Genomic DNA, 18,642 nt, shown 5'->3' with positions numbered 1-18,642 from the left:
ATGTACGAGATTTGTCCGCATGGCCTGATGGAAGCCGGCCATGCCCAATGGCCGGGGTGGCGGGGCGCGTTGGCCGTTAATATCCGGCGATGACCACCGATTTCTACAACCTGCTGCTCAGCGACTGCGCCCTGGCCGTGCTGTTGCTGGTGCTGTTCTGGTATGTGCAGCGCAACTCGCGTGGCCTGCGCGGAATCGCCACCTGGGGGGTGGCCCACCTGCTGTATTCGCTGGGCGCGGCCATGCTCGATGGCACCAGCCAGGAACTGACCCGTTCCGGCGACCTGCACTTGGCCTACTGGACCGCGGGCATCGGCGGCCTGCTCGCCTGTGGCGGCCTGGCCGGACTGGCATGGTCGATCGTGCAGTTCGTCCGCCAGCGGGCATTGAGCCGCTGGGAATGGGCGTTGATGCCGTTATGCCTCGGGTTCTCGCTGGTCGGCTGGATCTTCTGGGGAACCGTCGACGCCCAGGGCGCGGCGATGAGCGCGGCCGAAGTGCTGATGCTGGTGGTGGTGATCAGCCACCTGCTGAAACTCAACACGGCGCCGGACCATCTGCCCGCGCGGCTGATGCTGCTGGGTTGCGCGGTGTTGCTGGTGCTGTACGGGCGCGACCTGCTCAACGCCTTCACCGGCGAATACGGCCCCAACGATGCCTGGGTCAACCTGGATCTCTCGATCTGGTTCCTGCTCAACTTCTGCATGCTGATGCTGACCAGCTTCCGCGCCGGCGAATCCCTGCGCCTGAGCGCCCTGTACGACCCGCTGACCGGCGCCCTCAACCGCCGTGGTCTGCACAGCGAACTGCGCGCGCGGGGCGGATCGATGCCGGCGGGCGACGGACTGGCGGTGGTCGCGCTGGACCTGGATCATTTCAAGGCCATCAACGACCGGCACGGGCACGAGGCCGGCGACCAGGTGCTGCAACGGTTCTCGGAAGCCGTGCGCAGCTGCATCCGCGGCGAAGACCTGTTCGCACGCCTCGGTGGCGAGGAATTCGTGGTGGTGCTGCCCGGCAGCAGCGCCGACAGCGCCAGGCGCATGGCCGAACGCATCCGCGCGGAGGTCGAGGCGCTCGAATTCGCGCCGCACGGCCCTGCCTTGCGCGTGACGGTCAGCCTGGGCGTGGGTACCTCGGCCGGACCGCAACCTTTCCCGGCGCTGATGCGCATCGCCGACCAGGCCCTGTACGAGGCCAAGCACCTGGGCCGCAACCAGGTGCAGATGCGCGCGCTGCAGCCCTGAAGCGCGGAGCACAGGCATGAAAAACCCCGCCGCAGCGGGGTTTTCCGTTTTCCGTGTGTCCGCGATCAGAAGCGGTACTGCGCCGAAATGCCGTACAGGTCGGCGCCGCCGTCGAATTCGCCCACCAGGCGCGAGCCGCTCGAGGACAGGATGTCGACTTCCGGCGTATCGACCAGGTCGATCTTGGTGTAGACGCCGCTCAGTTCGAAGTTGTCCGTCGCCTTCCAGGTCAGGCCCAGCGAATACCACATGCGGTCCTGGTCGGGCATGCGCGGGGTGCGGTACGGACGGCTCACCGGGGAGTCGTCGCGGGCCACGCCGGCGCGGAAGGTGAACTTGTCGTTGAACGCGTACTCGCCGCCCAGGGAGTAGAACCAGCTTTCCTTCCAGTTGTAGTCTTCGGCCGCATCGGCCTGCAGCGGGTTGTCGAACTCGATGCGGATTTCCTTCAGCGAGCTCCAGTCGGTACGCGACACTTCCGCCATCAGGCTCAGCTTGTCGTTGGTCTGCCAGGTGCCGCTGAAGGTATCGATGGCCGGAGTGGTCAGGTCGGCGCCACCGCCATCGGTCGGCAGGTACACGGAGTTTCCGATCAGCGCGCGGACGCTGGCCGGGACATCGAACTTGGCCGAACCGCGCAGTTCATGGTCGATTTCCGAACGGTGCGAATAACCGAACGACAGGCTGTCGGTCGGACGCCAGTTCAAGCCGAAGATCCAGCCCAGCCCATTGTTGGTGCCGTGGATCTGGGCGGTGCCGTCGTTCTTCTGCGGACCATAGGGGGCAGCCACCGGGTTCGGGGTGATGCAGGCGGCGATGTTGATGCGGCAAATGGCCGAACCGAAGTCGACCGCGTTGGACAGGGTCACGTCCGCGCGCTCGTACACCGCGCCCAGGCCGACCGAGAAGCTGTCGCTCAGTTCGAGCGAGGCCGCCAGCGTCAGGTCGATGAGCTTCACGTCGGATTTCAACGCGTGGTAACGGCCGACCCAGTCGCTGTCGTAATCGGTCTTCAGGCCGAACGGCGCGCTGACCATGGCGCCCAGGGTCAGGTACTCGAAACGGTCGCTGAGCGGCAGGACGAAGGACATCGCGGGCACCGGAGTCACGCCGCCGGCCTCACCGCCGTCGCCGCCGACCAGCGGACGCTGCAACGGGCTTCCGGCCGCGGCCGAGCCGCCACCGCTGAACTGGAACGAAAGGTCGATCGCGGTGACATCGGCCTGCACCGTCTTTTCGGTGAAGGTGGACATGACGGCCGGGTTGTTGACCACGACCGAGGCATCGCCCTTGGCCGAAGCCGAACCGGCCATCGCGCGGCCCTGGGCCTTGACGCTGTTTTCCTTCAGCTGGAAGGCCGAGGCCTGGGCATGGCCACAGGCAAGCGCGCCGGCGATGCCGAGTGCGAGCGCCGTGATGCGGGTTGCGTTCTTGGTGAATTCCATGGTGTGTCTACTCCGGAAAGACGTGGGGAAGTTCATATGCGCCGTTGCTTATAAGAGCGGGTTTCGCCCCAAGACCACGTGCCGGAATTCCCTCCCGACATACGACGCCGTACGTAGTATAACTTCAGCGCATAACCAAACACTAACAACTTGAGTCCGAGCTGGTTAGCCTTGGGTTCATCGACCTGACTTGGGTCTGGCACCGTCCTGGCGGGCCAAACCCGGTAAATTCCCCCTCATGTTCGTTTCCCTGCCATCCCGTAGAAAGCCCACCTTGCGCTGGGCCACCCCACTTCTGTTCGCGGCCCTGTGGCTGGCCTTCCTGTGGGCGGCGACGCGGCCGGAACCGGCGCATGGCAGTCTGCTGCTGGAATGGGGCGCCTTGTCCGGTGGCCTGTCCACGCCCGAAGCGTGGATGGCGGCATTGCGCGACGGCAGCGCCTCGCGGCTGTTCACGGCCTTGTTCCTGCATGCGGACTGGGCCCACCTGCTGGGCAACCTTGTGTTCCTGCTGATCTTCGGCCTGCCGGCCGAACGGACCATGGGCCCGTGGCGGTTCCTGATCCTGTTCCTGCTCGGCGGCGCGTTCTCCAACCTGGCCGCGGCGCTGTCCATCGGCGCCCCCGACCGGGTGATCATCGGCGCCAGCGGCGCGGTGTCGGCGGTGATCGGCGCCTACCTGGCCCTGTTCCCGCGGGCCAAGCTGGGGGTGGTCCTGCCGTTGGGATTGTTCCTGGAGTTCGTCAAGGCGCCGGCCTCGCTGCTGATCGGCATCTGGGCGCTGCTGCAGGTGATCTTCGCCTACATAGGCCCGGCCTTCGGCGCGGTGGCATGGTCGGCGCACATCGCCGGCTTCCTGTTCGGGGTGGTGTTCGCGCTGTTGGTGCGTGCGGCGATCGCGCGCAGGTTGCGCAAGCGGCAAGGGTATTGAAGGCCGGGAAGTCGCTTGCTGCGCAAGCTGCGAGGGGTGAAGTCGGCCGCTTCGCGGCCTGCGAGGAACTGGATCGCTTTAACTTCGCCATTCACAGTGGGCGCGGCCCACGACTTCGCAGCCCGCGAAGCGGGCGACCCCACCGCCCTATAATCCGCACATGGCCAAATCCCTCTACAAGATCACCTTCCTCAACCACGGCAAGATCTACGAGCTGTATGGCCGCCATGTCGCCGCCAGCAGCCTGTGGGGCTTCACCGAGGTGGGCGAACTGGTGTTCGACGTGCACGACGGGATCGTGGTCGACCCCACCGAGGAGCGCCTGCGCGACGAATTCGCAGGCACCAAGGTCCTGCACCTGCCGATGCAGAGCATCGTGCGCATCGAGGAAGTGGAGCGCAAAGGCCAGTCGGTGATCCGCGACGCCGAAAGCGGCGAGCGCGTGGTCACGCCGTTTCCGTTGCCGGCGAAACCACGCTAGCAGCCCCACGTGGGAGGCGCCGTCCCGGCGCGAGTTCCTGCGCATGCGTTGATGCCAACTGCGTGCATGGCATTGCCGGGTCGTCGAAAGCTCGCGCCGGGACGCCGCTACACCGGCCGGATCAGGGTTTGGCGGCAGCGGTCGCCTGGGTGGTGACGGGAACCTTCTTCTTCAATTCCGCCAACGCGGCGGCGATCGGCTTGTCGCCGTCCAGCACTTCGCCGGCGCTGTAGCCTTCGGCGCCTTCGTCGTCGCCGCGCAAGTGGCCGGGAAGCGTGGCCTCGCTGTAGTCGATGCCGCTCTCCGGCTCCGCGTCCTTCTGCACTTCCGCATGCAGGACCACGTCGGGGACGATGCCGCTGGCCTGGATCGACTTGCCGCTTGGCGTGTAATAGCGCGCGGTGGTGAGCTTGACCGAGTCGCCGTTGTCCAGCGGCAGCACGGTCTGCACCGAACCCTTGCCGAAGGTGCGGCTGCCGACCACGCGCGCACGATTGTTGTCGCGCAAGGCGCCGGCCAGCACCTCGGCCGCGCTGGCCGAACCCGCATCCACCAGCACCACCAGCGGCGCGCCTTTCAGGCGGTCGCCGGGAGTGGCGTCGAACTTGGCATCGCTGACCGCGATGCGGCCGCGGGTGCTGACGATGGTGCCCTTGTCCAGCAGGTCGTCGGCGACTTGCACCGCCGACGTCAGCAGCCCCCCCGGATTGCTGCGCAGGTCCAGGACCAGACCGCTCAATTTTCCCGCGGCCTGCAGTTTGTCCAGGGCCTGCTGGAATGCGGCGCCGGTATCGGCCTGGAAAGCGCTGATGCGGATGTAGCCGTAGCCGGGTTCCAGCATCCGCTCGGTCACGCTGGCCACGCGGATGGTCTCGCGGGTCAGGATGATGTCGAAGGGCTTGGCCTTGCCTTCGCGCAACACGCTCAGGGTCAGCTTGGTGCCGGGCGCGCCGCGCAGCGGTTCCATGCCGTCCTCGCCGCTGATCGGCTTGCCGTCGATGGCCACGATCACGTCGCCGGACTTGATCCCGGCCTTGGCCGCGGGCGTGCCGTCGATCGGCGCGATCACCCGCAAGGTGTTGTCCGGCTGCTGCAGCAATTCCACGCCCACGCCGTCGTAGGCGCCGGTGGCCTGCTCGTCGAAGGCGTCGGCGTCTTCCTTGTCGAAATAGGTGCTGTGCGGATCCAGGTCCAGCAGCAGGCCGCGGATCGCCGAATGCATCAGCTTCTTGTCGTCGACCGGTTCGACATAGGCGTCCCTGACCGCGTTGAACACCGCCACGTAGCGGCGGATCTCGTCCAGCGGCACTTTCGAAGGCGCGGTTTCCGCGGCATCGGGATCGTCGCTGGAAGCGACTTCAGGCTCGTCCTTGGCCGCGTCCTGGGCGAAGGCGGGCAGGCAGAACAATGCGAACAACAGGGCCAAGGGCAAACGCATGCAATCGCTCCGGGAAGACTTCGAATGATCGACTCCGCGCCGTGGCGCGAAGTTTCGGCGGATTATGCGGGAAGGCGCCGTAAAACCGCGTTCGCTGACTGACCCGCGTCGTAACGTGCGGATCGCCTGGTTTTTGTGGGAGGACTTTTGTGGGAGGGGCGGGCGCGGAAGCGGGCTCAGCGCCGTTGCAGCCATGAGGACGGATCGACCGGCTGGCCATTGCGGCGCAGTTCGAAATACAGCGCCGGGATGCCCTGTCCTCCCGAAGTGCCGACCTTGGCCACCGCGTCGCCGCGCTTGACCTTGTCGCCGGCATCGCGCAGCAGGCTTTCGTTGTGCGCATACAGGCTCATGTAGCCGTTGCCGTGGTCGATGATCAGGATCAGGCCGTAACCGGTCATCCATTCGGAGAAGACCACACTGCCGTCGGCCACCGCGGTGACCGTGCTCCCGGTGGGCGCGCCGATCAGCACGCCCGAACTGCTGCGCCCGTCGGGCATGCGCCCGCCGAAACGGGCCAGCAGGCTGCCCGACAGCGGCCAGCCCAGGCCGCCGACCTTCAGCGCGGGCGCGTTGGCCACGGCGGGACGCGGGCTGGTATTCGAAGAGGGCGGCTTGCTGCCGGGCGGGCGCGCGGCCGCGGCTTTTTTCTCGGCGGCCCGCTCAGCGGCGCCGCGCTTCGCTTCGGCCCGGCGTTCGGCTTCGGCTCGTGCGGCCGCGGCGCGCAGGTTGGCGAGCAAGGTTTCCAGCGAACGCGCATCCTCGCCCAGGGCTTTTGCGCGCGCGCTGCGGTCCTGGTAACGCTTGTCCAGGTCCGCGGTCAGCGCGGCGTTGGCCTTGCGGTCCCTGGCCAGCGTATCGACCTTGGCCAGTTGCTGCTTGCGGGTCGCGGCCAGTTGCGTGCGGCGCGCGGCGATATCGCGTTCCACCTCGTCCAGCGCCTTCAGTTCGGTGCCGAGCGTGGCGATCCGGCGCGCGCGATCGCCCTGCAGGTAGCGATGATAGGCCAGCATCCGATTGGCATCGGCCACGCGATCCTGCGACAGCAACACCTTCAAAGGTGCATCGCTGCCCGTCTGGTAGGACGCGCGGACCAGGGCGGTCAATTGCTGGCGTTGCCCGGCCAGGCGCTGGCGCATGTCGTCGCGTTGTTGCTGCAGCTGCGCCAGCGCGGCTTCCTCGCGCTGCAGCGCGGCCTCGGTTTCATCGAGGGAGCGGCTGGACTTTCCGACCTGCTCGTCGGCCTCGCGCAGCTTGCGCGCCGCTTCGCCGCGCGCATCCTCCAGTTTGCGGCGTTCGCGGGCGATGTCCTTCAGTTCGCCGCGCAAGCGCTGCAGTTTCTTCTCGGCTTCGCGCTGGCTCTGCGCAGGCGCGGGAGCGGTCGCCGCGAAGGCGAACGCTAGTACGACGCAGAAAGTGGCGAAACGATGGGTCATCCGGCGGCATCGAACAGGCTGCGGCCGGTCATTTCCGCGGGCTGCGGCAGTCCGAGCAGGTCGAGCAAGGTCGGCGCCACGTCGCGCAAGGCGCCTCCGCTTCGCAAAGAAGCGTTGTCGCGCTCGCCGACATAGACCAGCGGCACCGGACCGACCGTGTGCGCGGTATGCGGCTGCCCGGTGACCGGGTCGCGCATCATCTCCAGGTTGCCGTGGTCGGCGGTGACGATCAGCGCGCCGTGCCGCGCCCGCACCGCCGCATCGACCGCGCCGATGGCGATGTCCACCGCCTGCGCGGCGAGGATCGCGGCCTGCAGGTCGCCGCTGTGGCCGACCATGTCCGGATTGGCGATGTTGCAGACGATCGCGTCGAAGCGATCCGAGGCGATGGCGTCGACGAGCCTCGCGGTCAGTTCCGGCAGGCTCATCGCCGGCTGCAGATCGTAGGTGGCGACCTTGGGGCTGGGGACGAGGATGCGCTCTTCGCCGGCGAAAGGCGTTTCGCGGCCGCCGCTGAAGAAGAAAGTCACGTGCGCGTATTTTTCCGTCTCGGCGATGCGCAACTGGGCCAGGCCGGCCTCGGCGAGCAGTTCGCCCAGGGTATGGCGCAGATCGTCCGGGGCGAACGCGACCGCAGCCGGCAGCTTCGCGTCGTATTCGGTCAGGCAGACGAAACGCGAAAACTTCGGCCGGCGCGCGCCGCCGCCTGATTCGCCGAAGCCCTCGAAGGCGGGTGAGACGAAGGCGGCAGTGAGCTGGCGCGCGCGATCGGCGCGGAAGTTCATGAACACCACCGCATCGCCGTCCTGCATCGCCTGCGCACCTCCGATCACGGTCGGCAGCACGAATTCATCGTTCTCCCCGCGCGCATAGGCATCGCGCAGGGCGGATGAAGCGTCGGCGGCATGATGTTTGCTCTTCGCTTCGACGATGGCATCCCAGGCCAGGCGCAGGCGGTCCCAGCGCTGGTCGCGATCCATCGCGTAATAACGACCGCTGACCGTGGCGATTTGCGCGTTGCCCAACTTTCCGCACAGCTCGCGCAGTGCGGCCAGGCTGGCTTCGGCCGAGCGCGGCGGGGTGTCGCGTCCATCCAGGAAGGCATGCACCGCCACGCGCGCGACGCCGCGGCGCCTGGCCAGCTCGAGCATGGCGAAGATCTGGTTTTCGTGGCTGTGCACGCCGCCCGGCGACAACAGGCCGAAGACATGCAGCGTACGCCCGCCGCCTTTGGCGTCGTCGCAGGCGCCTACCAACTCAGCGTTGTCGAAGAAGCTGCCATCCTCGATCGCCGCATCGATCCGGGTCAGATCCTGGTAGACGATGCGGCCGGCGCCCAGGTTCATGTGCCCGACCTCGGAATTGCCCATCTGCCCGTCCGGCAGGCCCACGTGGCGGCCTTCGGTATGGATCAACGTGTGGGGGGCAGTGGCCAGCAGCCGTCGCCAGTTCGGCAACGTGGCCTGTGCGACCGCATTGTCGGCGGTCTCCTCGCGATAACCCCAGCCATCGAGGATCAGCAGGACGACAGGCTTGGGACGCGCGGGGGATGCGGGCACGGCAGGGCTCCGGTAAATGCAGGGGAGTGACTTAAGGCAGGTGACGATTGTAGCGAAGCATGATGCGATCGCGACCTGACGCAGGAGCGACGTGAGTCGCGAAGGAAACATAGCAAGGAGTTCACCTTCGCGACTCACGTCGCTCCTGCGCCCGGAAGCATCGGGCAGAATCCCTCCTACAGCTCTAAACCCTGCCCGCTTCCCGCGCATCCCACTCCGTACCACCCAGACAGGAATCCGCCCATGTCCCCCATCCGCACCGCCCTGTTCATCGCCCTGGCCCTGAGTGCCGGCAACGTCTTCGCTGCCGAGGACATCTCCAAGGTCAATGGCGGCATCCACACCGAATCCGGCCAGACCTACGGCGATCTGGAAACCGTCAACGGCAGCATCCACATCGCCAGCGGCGCGACCACCGACAGTGCCGGTACCGTCAACGGCGGCATCAGCGTCGGCGGGAAGGCCGTTACCGGAAAACTGGAAACGGTCAACGGCGGCATCAAGCTGGAACGCGACGTCACCGTCAATGGCGGCATCGAGACCGTCAACGGCAGCATCTTCGTTGACCGCGGCGGCAAGGTGAAGGATGGCGTGGAAACCGTGAATGGCGCGATCGGCCTGGTCGCGACCCAGCTCGGCGGCGGCATCGAAACCGTGCGCGGCGACGTGACCGTGGGGGTCGATTCGCATGTCGCCGGCGGCCTGCGGGTGCAGAAATCGCATGGCGTATTCAACATCGAGCCCAAGCGCGATCCGCGTATCGTCATCGGCCCCAACGCGGTGGTCGAAGGCCCGCTGGTGTTCGAGCGCGCGGTCAAGCTGTACGTACACAAGACCGCGCGCATCGGCGCGGTGACCGGCGCCACCGCGCAGAGCTTCGACACCCCGACCGCACCGGCCGAGTGATGCGACCCTTGCGCTTCGCCTGATGAAGGCGAAGCGCATCGCGCCGGGATCGGTACGCTGGAACCGGCGCGTTGGAACAAGCACGTTAGAATCGGCGATTCCCGGAACGAGGAATCCCCGATGCGATCCCGCAATCTCCTGCTGTGCCTGGCCGCGATCGCGGCCCTGTCGGCGTGCAAGCGCGAAACACCCGCGCCTGCCGCCACCGAACCCGCATCGGTCGCCGCGACCGCCGCGATCGCGTTCAAGGACGCGATCGACCCGGCCGACTTCGCCGAACACGTCAGGACTCTGGCTTCGGACGAGTTCGAAGGCCGCGGCCCCGGCACCCCGGGCGAAGACAAGACCGTGGAATACGTCCGCGCGCAGATGCAGCGCATCGGCCTGCAGCCCGGCAACGGCGACAGCTATTTCCAGACCGTGCCGATGGTCGAGACCCGCGCCGACGAACACACGGCGATGGACATCAGCGTCAAGGGCAAGGCGCACACGCTGGCGTTCGGCACCGACATGGTGATCGGCACGCGCAGCGGCAAACCGGAAGTGAAGGTCGAAGCCAGCGACCTGGTCTTCGTCGGCTACGGTGTGGATGCGCCGGAGCAGGACTGGAACGACTATGCCGGCATCGACGTGAAGGGCAAGACCGTGGTCATGCTGGTCAACGACCCCGGTTTCCACGCGCACGACGAATCGCTTTTCGAAGGCAAGCGCATGACCTATTACGGGCGCTGGACCTACAAGTTCGAGGAAGCCGCGCGCAAGGGCGCCGCCGCCGCATTGATCATCCACGACACCGAAGGCGCGTCCTACGACTGGGACGTGGTCAGGGGCTCCTGGTCGGGCGCGCAATACGACCTGCCCGCCGCGGACGACCCGGCCCCGCGCCTGCCGTTGCAGGGCTGGATCACCGGTGCCCAAGCCACGACGCTGTTCGCCGATGCGGGACTCGACCTGGCGCAATTGCGCGCGGCCGCCAACAAGCGCGGCTTCAAGGCGGTGGCGCTGCCGGCGAAGATGAGCGTGGACCTGAAGAGCACCAGCGTCGAGAAACAGTCGCGCAACGTGGTCGGGATCCTGCCGGGCAGCGAGAAACCCGATGAGGCGGTGATCTACATGGCCCACTGGGACCACCTGGGCCGGCATGCCGACGAACCCGGCGACAACATCTACAACGGCGCCGTCGACAACGCGACCGGCGTGGCCGCGATCCTGGAGATCGCCGAACAGTTCGCCAGGCTCGGCAAGCCGAAACGCTCGGTGCTGTTCCTGGCGGTGACGCTGGAGGAATCCGGCCTGCTCGGCTCGCAGTATTACGTCGCCCATCCGCTGATTCCGCTGGACAAGACCGCGGCGGTGATCAACCTCGACGCCATGGGCGTGGCCGGCAAGACCCGCGACATGACCGTGGTCGGCATGGGCAGTTCGGAACTGGAAGACATCCTCAAGCCGATCGCGGAAAAGCAGGGGCGCGCGCTGCATTCCGAATCGCGCCCGGAGTCCGGCGGCTATTTCCGCTCCGATCATTTCAACTTCGCCAAGGCCGGCGTGCCGGCGCTGTACGTAGACGCCGGCGACGACCTGATCGACGGCGGAAAGGCCGCGGGAGAAGCCGCCGCCCGCGACTACAACGAGCATCGCTACCACAAGCCCGGCGACGAGTACGACGCGGCGACCTGGAAGCTGGACGGGACCATGGACGAACTGGCCGCGGTGTACGCGGTCGGCCTGGAAATCGCCAACGGCGACCGCTGGCCGAACTGGTACGCGGGCAACCCGTTCAAGAACGCGCGCGACAAAATGATGCAAGCCAAGTAATCGCCCCCGTAGGAGCGCCCCTTGGGCGCGATGCCTTTCGGTCCGGTCGCCGAAGGGCATCGCGCCCAAGGGGCGCTCCTACGGTGATCAGGCGGCGCCTTCGGGCGCCGCCTTTTTTCGTTTCGGCTTGCGCTACGCTATGGCAACTTCCGGGAGAGAAACATGATCATCGCTTACTGGTGCATCCTGATCGCCGCGCTGCTGCCTTACGTCTGGGTATTCGTCGCCAAGCAATCCGGCGAGCGCTACAACAACCGCGATCCGCGCAGCTGGCAGGCCAGGCAGACCAACCCGCGATCCATGCGCGCCCATGCCGCCCATCTCAATGGCTTCGAATCCTTCCCCGCTTTCGTCGCCGGCGTGCTGATGGCGCAGCTGGCGGGCGTGCCGCACGGCACCATCGCCCTGCTGGCCATCGTCTTCGTCATCGCCCGTGTGCTGCATGGCGTTTTCTATATCGCCAACGTGCATGCGCTGCGCAGCCTGGTCTGGCTGGTCGGCTTCGCCAGCGCCCTGGCGTTGATCGTGATGGCGGCGTTGAAGGTCACCTGAAAATTCCCGTAGGAGCGCCCCAGTCGAACAAGGCGAACGCCTTGCTGAATTCCGCATCCAGCGGCGCGACCGTTTCGATGCGCTGGCCGGTCAACGGATGGACGAACGCCAGCCGCGACGCGTGCAGCAGCATGCGGTGCACGCCGCGCATGCGGAACTGCAGATTGTGGCGGCCATCGCCATGGCTGGTGTCGCCGATCAGGTGATGGAAGGAATGCTTCAGGTGGCGCCGAATCTGGCGGAAGCGCCCGGTTTCCAGCTGGCAGCGCAGCAGCGCATAACGCGAGGTTTCGAATCCGTTCGAGGGCACCTGCAGCTCGCCGGTCGCCAGGCGGACAAAGCGGGTGATCGCCGGTTTTTTCACCGGCTTGCCCGGCCCGCCATCGAGCGGATGGTCGACTGTGAACCTTTCTTCCGGCCAACCCCGGCACACCGCCAGGTAGTCCTTTTCCACATCCCCCGACATCAACGTTTTCCCCAACGCGCTCGCGGACTCGCGGTCGAAGGCGAGCAATAGGCAGCCGCTGGTGGCGCGATCCAGGCGATGGATCAGGAAGATCGGCTTGCCGAACTGTTCGCGCAGCCGGTCGGCGGCGAAATCGGTCTCCCCGCGCGCCAGCTTGCTGTCGTGGACCATCAGTCCGGCGGGCTTGTCGATGACGGCGAGGTATTCGTCGGCATGCAGAACCGGCAACTGCATCGAGACGACGCCAGTGCATCCGTCCATCTAGCTCAAACCATATCGCAGCCACGTAATGGCTTCGTCCTCGCTGGAGAACACGCGCGCGCGCATCCCGGCTTCGAGCGCGAAGAGCTCGCAGTATTCGACGCTTTGCAAGCCCAACGGCTTGACGTGGGCGATCCGTAGCCCGTCCAGGCCCTTGCCCTTCATCGCTTCGACCAGTTGCTGCCAATCCTGTTCGGGCAGCGGATCGCCGCGCGTCTCGTCGATCAGCAGCAACGCCGGCGCCGGCCGCGCTTCCAGTTCCACGACGATGGCCTGCCAGTAAGCCAGCGTGTTCTCCAGCGAACCTTGCCCCTCCACCCGCGCCTTCAGCCCGACCGGATGCGCGGAAAAGGCGATTTCGAAGGATGCCTGGGTCATCGCGATGATCTCCCTGGACCGGGCGGCCGATGGTAAACCCATCCCGCCGAGCGGTGTGAATCGATTTTCCATGCCGCGGCCACGGCGTGGGGCATGCTTCAGCGCCGCGGCCACGCCGCCAGCAAGGCCCACAAACCGCCGAGGCCGGCGATCCACGACGAAGCGGGGATCGCCAGGATGCGCGGGCCGCCTGCCTCGAAACCGTACAGCACCGCCGCGACGATCAGCAGCCCGGCGCCCAGGATCGCGGCGACGATGCGCCGCTGCATGCCCTTCATGGTCTGCGCCAGCTCGTTGAGGTCGCGCGAACGCAGCGCGAGCTCGTGCTTGCCCTCCACTTGCTGCTTCAGCCAGGCATGCACCAGTCGCGGCATGTCCGGCAGGTGGGTCATGATCTCCGGCAGGCGCTTGCGCAACTCCTGGGCGGCGCGCTGCGGGCTGTAGCGTTCCAACAGGATCCGCTCCAGCACCGGCTTGGCCACCGCCCAGATATCGAGTTGCGGGTCCAGCTGGCGGCCGACGCCCTCGATGTTGAGCAGCGTCTTCTGCAACAGGATCAACTGCGGCTGCAGGGTCAGTTCGTAGCGCTGCGCGGTACGGAACAGCTTGATCAGCACCTCGGCCAGCGAGATTTCCGACAGCGGCCGGGTGAAGTACGGCTCGCACACCGAACGCGCCGCCGCTTCCAGCTCGTCAATGCGGATGGTCGCGGGCATCCAGCCGGCTTCCACGTGCAGTTCGGCGATGCGCCGGTAGTCCTTGTTGAAGATGGCCATGAAGTTCTCGGCCAGGTAGTACTGATCTTCCTGCGACAGCTGGCCCATGATGCCGAAGTCCAGGGCGATGAAGCGCGGGTTGGACTTGCGCGCGGGATCGCTGTCGACCCAGATGTTGCCGGCGTGCGCATCGGCATGGAAGAAGTTGTCGCGGAACACCTGCTGGTAGAACACGCGCACGCCCTTGGCCGCCAGCGCCTTGCGGTCGATGCCGGCGGCATCCAGCGCGGCGACGTCGTCGGAAGGGATGCCGCGCACCCGTTCCATGGTCAGCGCGCGCTCGGCGGTATGGCTCCAGATGATTTCCGGCACGTAGAGATCGTCGGAATCCTTCCACATGCGCCGGATCACGCTGGCGTTGGCGCCTTCGCGTTGCAGGTCGAGTTCGGCGGCCAGAGTGGTTTCGATCTCGGCCACGATCGCGCGCGGGCGGATCTTGTCGGCGCTGGGGTGGGTGCGGTCAACCAGCGCGGCGACCGAATTGAGCAGGGAGATGTCGCCGGCGATCTGCTTCTCGATGTCCGGCCGCAGCACCTTGACCACCACTTCGCGTCCGCCGGCGAGGGTCGCGGCATGCACCTGCGCGATCGAGGCCGAAGCCAGCGGCGTGGTGTCGAAGGCTTCGAAGGCCTCGCCGATCGGCAGGCCCAGCGCCTGCTCGACGATGGCGCGCGCGGCTTCACCGTCGAAGGGTTTGACCCGGTCCTGCAACTGCGACAACTCGTCGGCCACGTCGGGCGGCACCAGGTCGCGGCGGGTGGACAGGATCTGGCCGAACTTGACAAAGATCGGCCCGAGTTCCTGCAGCGCGAGCCGCAGCCGCGCACCGCGCGATTGCGCGGCGATCGCGGCCGACGCGCGCGGCACGAACGGACGCGCCAGCTTCAGCCAGCGCTCGGCGGGCGTGTCGTCGAGCAGGTCGTCGAGGCGGTAGCGCAGCAGGACCCGGCCGATCCTGCTGGCGCGCAACACGCCCTTCATGCGCCGTTCCCGGACGGTCGTGGCTCGGCCGGTTCGTTTCCACGCAGGCGCTCGATCCTGGCCTGCAGGCGTTCGACGTCGTCGCGCAAGGCATCGACGTCGTCATGGAAGGCGTTCAATTCCGCGCGTCCGACCACGTCGCGCGATTCCTCGGTGACGAATTCGGCCGCGTTCCGGGCCAGGTTGCCGCCGGCATCGCGCAACTGCCGCACCGCGCCGCGCGCCGCATTGGCGACCTGCACGCCGATGACTTCGCCGAAGGCCGCGACGAATGGTTGCTGCCAGTCGGGATCGAAACGCTCGGCCAGCGTCTGCAGCCGGCGCGCCAGTTCCGCGTCGCCGGAAACATGCACTCGACCGACCGGCGCGGCATTGTCCCTGCGCAACGCGCTGCCCATCAAGGCCGGAAGCTGCCCGAGCAGGCCGCCGAGCGTCGTGCGCACGGCGAGATCGGGTTCGGTCGCATCCTCCACCGGGCCGACTTGCAGGCGTTGGCCGCTGACCGTGACCTGCAACGCCAGCGCGGGCGCCTGCAGCGTCAGGGCGATGCGGCGGCCGTCGAGCGACTTCAGCGCATCCTGGGTATCGGGGTCGAGCGCCAGCGCACGATTCAGCGCCGCTTCCAGCGCTTTGCCGGCGAGCGGCTTGAGGGAGTCGAAAGGGGAAGTCGCCATGCCGGCATTCTAACCGGCCGGCGTGCCCGCCCGCGGCCCGCCACGCCTGGTGCGCGTGGACCGCCGGCGAGCGTCGCCTCAGGCGCGCTTGCGGAAGAACGAAACCGCGGCCAGGATCAGGAACACCACGAACAGGATCCAGGCGATGTTGCTGGCGGTTCCGGCGATGCCGCTGAAACCGAGCACGCCGGCGATCAGCGCGATGACCAGGAAGATGATGGCGTAATGCAGCATGGATTGCTCCGGTAAGGGACACGCCGGATCGGCGATGCGTCCATCCTCGGCAAGCGCAAGTTTCTTTCAGGTGACGATGGCGCCCTGGTGCAGGGATTGCTTCAGTCTTGTGAGACCTTCGTCAAAACCTACCCGCGGCCGATAGCCGAAGTCGCGCGTGGCCGGCGCCATGTCGTACCAGTGCGCGGTGCTGAGCTGTTCCGCGAGGAACCGGGTCATCGGCGGCTCGCCTTTCAACGGCAACACCTTCCACAGGACCTCGCACGCGGCGCCGATGCGGTAGGCGGACTTGAAGGAAAGATGCTTGTCCACGCGCGGCGCGCCGGCGGCGTCGAGCAGCGCATTGAGCAACTCGCCCATCGGCCTGGGTTCTCCGTTGGAAATGAAATAGGCGCGTCCGGCGCAGGCCGCGCCGACGGCGAGATGCTCGAAGGCATCGAAGTGCGCCTGCGCCGCGTTGTCGATGTAGGTGGTATCGACCCGGTTGCCGCCATCGCCAACGATGCGCAAACGCCCGGCTTTCGCACGCTCCACCAGGCGCGGCAGGATCTGCTGATCGCCCGGACCCCAGATCAGGCGCGGACGCAAGGCGATCGTGGCCAGCTCCGGTCCATTGGCGGCGAGCACCGCCTTCTCGGCGATGGCCTTGGTTTCGGCATAGGGCGCCTGGAAATCCTCGCCGTACGGAACCTCGTCGGCGGTGCCGCCTTCGACCGGATGGGTGGCGCGATGGGTCACGCTGGGTGTGGAGGTATAGACCAGCTTGCCGATGCCATGGAGGCGGCAGGCATCGAGCACGTTCTGCGTGCCCACGACATTGGCCAAGCGGTAGCTTTCGTAACTGCCCCAGGCGCCGGCCTTGGCCGCGTTATGGAAGATCGCTTCCACGCCATCGGCGGCATGGACCAGCGCATGCGCATCGGCCAGGTCGCCCTGCACCTGGCCCACGCCGAGTTCCGCCAGTACCGGATAGTGTCCGCGGTTGAAGCTGACGACCTGGTGGCCGCGCTCGACCAGGCCGCGACACAGGGCCTGCCCGAGGAATCCACCGCCGCCGGTGACCAGGATTTTCATGCTTCGTCGCCCTTGCTGTTGCTGTTGCTGTTGCTGTTGCTGTTGCTTTCAGCCTCCTCCCTTGCGCGCAGCGCAGGGGAGGATTGAGGAGGGGTACTTTTGATCTTGCTTTTGATCTTGCCGTTGATCTTGTTGTTGCCCCTCGCCAACTCCAAAGCCCTCAAGATATCTTCCAGAACTTCTGTCGTACGCACCAGCACATCATCATTCCACCCGTTCAACATTCCTCACAGAATGTGGCGATCAGGTAGGCAAGGCAACCGCGAGATCAAAATCAAGAGCACCCCTTCCCAACCCTCCCCTGTTCGCAAGGGAGGGGGCGGGTTCATGCCCACCCCTATTCCTCGAGTTGCTTCGCCGCCCAAACTGACAATTTCTCGCGGCCGATCTTGGCATTGTGGCGGATGTCGACCGGGAAGGTGGGATGGCGGAGGAATCGCTTTATGCCTGCGGTATGCGCATGGGACGCAGCCATCGCCCGTAGTGATTCGACGATATCGGCGTGGCGATCCTTTGCAACATGCGGCTGTAGTTCGTAGCAGAGCACCGGTTCCTGCCGGCCATGCGCACCGATCCCGACCAGCGCCGTGCGCTTCACCTCGGCAACAGTATTGAAGATGGGCTCGACCTGTTCGGTGTACATCGGACCGGTTACGGTTTCCACGCGCTGCGTCTTGCGCCCACAGAACCACAACCGTCCCTGCGCATCGAAATAGCCCACGTCGCCCATCCGGTGCACCACCCGCTCGCTGCCATCGCCCAGCGTTTCACGGATCTTGGCCGCGCGGGTCGCGGCATCGCGGTTGAAATAGCTGTCGGTGGCGGTGGGGCCGGCGACGGTGATCTCGCCGACCACGCCTTCGGACAGGACCAGGTCGTCCGACCATTCGTCGATCGCTTCGTCGCGGATGGCGATGATGCGGACCTCGTTCGGCGTCACCGTGCGGCCGACGCAGGTGCCGGCACCGCTCTCGGTTTCGGCGCGCGTGCCTTGCAGCTCGCGGCCTTCGATCACCGCCACCGGCAGGCATTCGGTGGCGCCGTACGGGGTCCAGAACTGCGCGTCCTCCGGCAGCAGCGCGCGGATCTTCTCCACCACCTCCGGCGGTACCGGCGCGCCGGCGGAGGTGACGCGTTGTACGCCGTGCAAGGGTTCGCCATGGTCGGCGAGCACGCGCATCAGCGCCGGCGAACCGAACAGCTGGGTCACGCCGAACTGCCGGATCGCCGCATGCAGCTTGCGCGGATCGGCGCTGGCGGGCCGGGTCGGATCCATGTCGGGAATGATGGAAGTCAGCCCCAGCGCCGGATCGAACAACGCGAACGGCGGAAAGGTCGGCAGGTCGACGCCGCCGGGCTGCATGCCGAAAGCACTACGCAGCAGTTCGACCTGGGCGACGAAATGGCGATGCCGGTAGACCACGCCCTTGGGTACGCCGGTCGAGCCGCTGGTGAAAAGGATGCCGGCGGTGTCGTCGGGCCGGGTGTCGGCGAGTTGCGGACCTGCACCGGATCCGTCGCGCTCGATCCTGGCCAAGGTCGCGCCGCCCCAACCGAAGCGACGACCTACCGTCACCAGCTTCTTCGCGCTGCGCGACCAGCCCAGCAACAAACGCGCGACATGCGCGAGCGGAATGCCGATGAAGGCCTCGGGTTGCGCTTCGTCCAGGCACTGCTTCAGCGCGCGCCGGTCGATGCCCGGATCCACCAGCACCGGCACCGCGCCGGCCTTGAACAGGGCGAACATCAGCAGGAAGAATTCCGGCGAGGGCCGCACCATGATCACCGTACGCGTGCCGCGGATAATGCCGTGTCCCGCCAATCCAGCGGCGATGGCATCGCTGCGCGCATCGAGTTGCGCATAGGTCAGGGCGGTATCGTAGCGGCCGCCGCCGCTGGGGCAGCGGATCGCGACCTGGTCGGGGCGTTCGCGGGCCAGGCGCGGCAGGCTGGCGGCGATGTTGCAGGGTTCATCCATCTCCGCATTG

General features: G+C 66.7%; 17 protein-coding genes and 1 pseudogene. 6 read left to right on the top strand and 12 right to left on the bottom strand.

What is annotated here, in order from left to right; all coding sequences use genetic code 11:
• Positions 1-89 precede the first annotated feature (89 nt).
• A complete protein-coding gene (locus tag CSC74_RS07670) occupies positions 90-1,247 on the top strand; it encodes a GGDEF domain-containing protein (protein WP_162313864.1) in 1,158 nt (385 codons plus the stop codon).
• Between the two features lie 65 nt (positions 1,248-1,312).
• On the opposite strand, the gene CSC74_RS07665 is transcribed toward CSC74_RS07670, so the two are convergent.
• Entirely contained in the window at positions 1,313-2,692 is a 1,380-nt protein-coding gene (locus CSC74_RS07665; RefSeq protein WP_162313863.1) for an OmpP1/FadL family transporter, read from the bottom strand.
• 238 nt (positions 2,693-2,930) lie between these two features.
• Here CSC74_RS07665 and CSC74_RS07660 point away from each other — a divergent pair, with 238 nt between their 5' ends.
• Both CSC74_RS07660 and CSC74_RS07655 read left to right on the top strand, forming a co-directional pair.
• Positions 2,931-3,623, top strand: a complete 693-nt coding sequence (locus tag CSC74_RS07660; protein WP_162313862.1) for a rhomboid family intramembrane serine protease — start codon at positions 2,931-2,933, stop codon at positions 3,621-3,623.
• Between the two features lie 160 nt (positions 3,624-3,783).
• Positions 3,784-4,104, top strand: coding sequence for a DUF1820 family protein (locus CSC74_RS07655; protein WP_162313861.1), 321 nt, complete (start codon positions 3,784-3,786; stop codon positions 4,102-4,104).
• A gap of 121 nt (positions 4,105-4,225) precedes the next feature.
• On the opposite strand, the gene CSC74_RS07650 is transcribed toward CSC74_RS07655, so the two are convergent.
• The 3 genes from CSC74_RS07650 to gpmI all read right to left on the bottom strand — a co-directional run bounded on the left by CSC74_RS07650 (position 4,226) and on the right by gpmI (position 8,537).
• Entirely contained in the window at positions 4,226-5,542 is a 1,317-nt protein-coding gene (locus tag CSC74_RS07650) for a S41 family peptidase (RefSeq protein ID WP_162313860.1), read from the bottom strand.
• Between the two features lie 176 nt (positions 5,543-5,718).
• Positions 5,719-6,978 (bottom strand): murein hydrolase activator EnvC family protein, encoded by a 1,260-nt coding sequence (locus CSC74_RS07645; protein ID WP_162313859.1) that lies wholly within the window; start codon positions 6,976-6,978, stop codon positions 5,719-5,721.
• Positions 6,975-8,537: a 2,3-bisphosphoglycerate-independent phosphoglycerate mutase gene (gpmI, locus tag CSC74_RS07640; protein ID WP_246193046.1), complete on the bottom strand. Its 1,563-nt coding sequence runs from the start codon at positions 8,535-8,537 to the stop codon at positions 6,975-6,977. The genes CSC74_RS07645 and gpmI overlap by 4 nt, the downstream gene beginning before the upstream one ends.
• A 243-nt stretch (positions 8,538-8,780) precedes the next feature.
• Here gpmI and CSC74_RS07635 point away from each other — a divergent pair, with 243 nt between their 5' ends.
• The 3 genes from CSC74_RS07635 to CSC74_RS07625 all read left to right on the top strand — a co-directional run bounded on the left by CSC74_RS07635 (position 8,781) and on the right by CSC74_RS07625 (position 11,810).
• The gene (locus tag CSC74_RS07635; protein WP_162313858.1) at positions 8,781-9,443 is read left to right on the top strand and encodes a DUF4097 family beta strand repeat-containing protein; all 663 of its coding nucleotides are present in this window, start codon (positions 8,781-8,783) and stop codon (positions 9,441-9,443) included.
• Between the two features lie 120 nt (positions 9,444-9,563).
• Positions 9,564-11,258, top strand: a complete 1,695-nt coding sequence (locus CSC74_RS07630) for a M28 family metallopeptidase (protein WP_162313857.1) — start codon at positions 9,564-9,566, stop codon at positions 11,256-11,258.
• 162 nt (positions 11,259-11,420) lie between these two features.
• The gene (locus CSC74_RS07625) at positions 11,421-11,810 is read left to right on the top strand and encodes an MAPEG family protein (protein ID WP_162313856.1); all 390 of its coding nucleotides are present in this window, start codon (positions 11,421-11,423) and stop codon (positions 11,808-11,810) included.
• Here CSC74_RS07625 and CSC74_RS07620 read toward each other — a convergent pair.
• The 8 genes and pseudogenes from CSC74_RS07620 to oleC all read right to left on the bottom strand — a co-directional run.
• Positions 11,803-12,486: pseudogene (locus CSC74_RS07620) on the bottom strand (pseudouridine synthase); the annotation flags it as partial. The gene CSC74_RS07625 and the pseudogene CSC74_RS07620 sit on opposite strands and share 8 nt — an antisense overlap.
• Positions 12,487-12,537: 51 nt before the next feature.
• Positions 12,538-13,029 (bottom strand): hypothetical protein, encoded by a 492-nt coding sequence (locus tag CSC74_RS07615; protein WP_162313854.1) that lies wholly within the window; start codon positions 13,027-13,029, stop codon positions 12,538-12,540.
• Positions 13,014-14,672: a ubiquinone biosynthesis regulatory protein kinase UbiB gene (ubiB, locus tag CSC74_RS07610; protein WP_162313853.1), complete on the bottom strand. Its 1,659-nt coding sequence runs from the start codon at positions 14,670-14,672 to the stop codon at positions 13,014-13,016. Before ubiB ends, CSC74_RS07615 begins: the two co-directional genes overlap by 16 nt.
• Complete coding sequence (locus CSC74_RS07605; protein ID WP_162313852.1) at positions 14,669-15,346, bottom strand: ubiquinone biosynthesis accessory factor UbiJ; 678 nt, start codon at positions 15,344-15,346, stop codon at positions 14,669-14,671. The genes ubiB and CSC74_RS07605 overlap by 4 nt, the downstream gene beginning before the upstream one ends.
• A gap of 78 nt (positions 15,347-15,424) precedes the next feature.
• A complete protein-coding gene (locus CSC74_RS07600; protein ID WP_162313851.1) occupies positions 15,425-15,580 on the bottom strand; it encodes a DUF1328 domain-containing protein in 156 nt (51 codons plus the stop codon).
• A gap of 66 nt (positions 15,581-15,646) precedes the next feature.
• On the bottom strand, positions 15,647-16,654 hold the full coding sequence (gene oleD, locus CSC74_RS07595) for a 2-alkyl-3-oxoalkanoate reductase (protein WP_162313850.1): 1,008 nt from the start codon (positions 16,652-16,654) through the stop codon (positions 15,647-15,649).
• Complete coding sequence (locus CSC74_RS07590; RefSeq protein ID WP_162313849.1) at positions 16,651-16,854, bottom strand: hypothetical protein; 204 nt, start codon at positions 16,852-16,854, stop codon at positions 16,651-16,653. Before CSC74_RS07590 ends, oleD begins: the two co-directional genes overlap by 4 nt.
• A 137-nt stretch (positions 16,855-16,991) precedes the next feature.
• Positions 16,992-18,632: an olefin beta-lactone synthetase gene (gene oleC / locus CSC74_RS07585; RefSeq protein WP_162313848.1), complete on the bottom strand. Its 1,641-nt coding sequence runs from the start codon at positions 18,630-18,632 to the stop codon at positions 16,992-16,994.
• Positions 18,633-18,642 lie beyond the last annotated feature (10 nt).

This window comes from Pseudoxanthomonas yeongjuensis, assembly GCF_010093345.1.
Classification (GTDB): domain Bacteria; phylum Pseudomonadota; class Gammaproteobacteria; order Xanthomonadales; family Xanthomonadaceae; genus Pseudoxanthomonas_A; species Pseudoxanthomonas_A yeongjuensis.
This window is presented reverse-complemented; position numbering and strand designations above follow the sequence as displayed.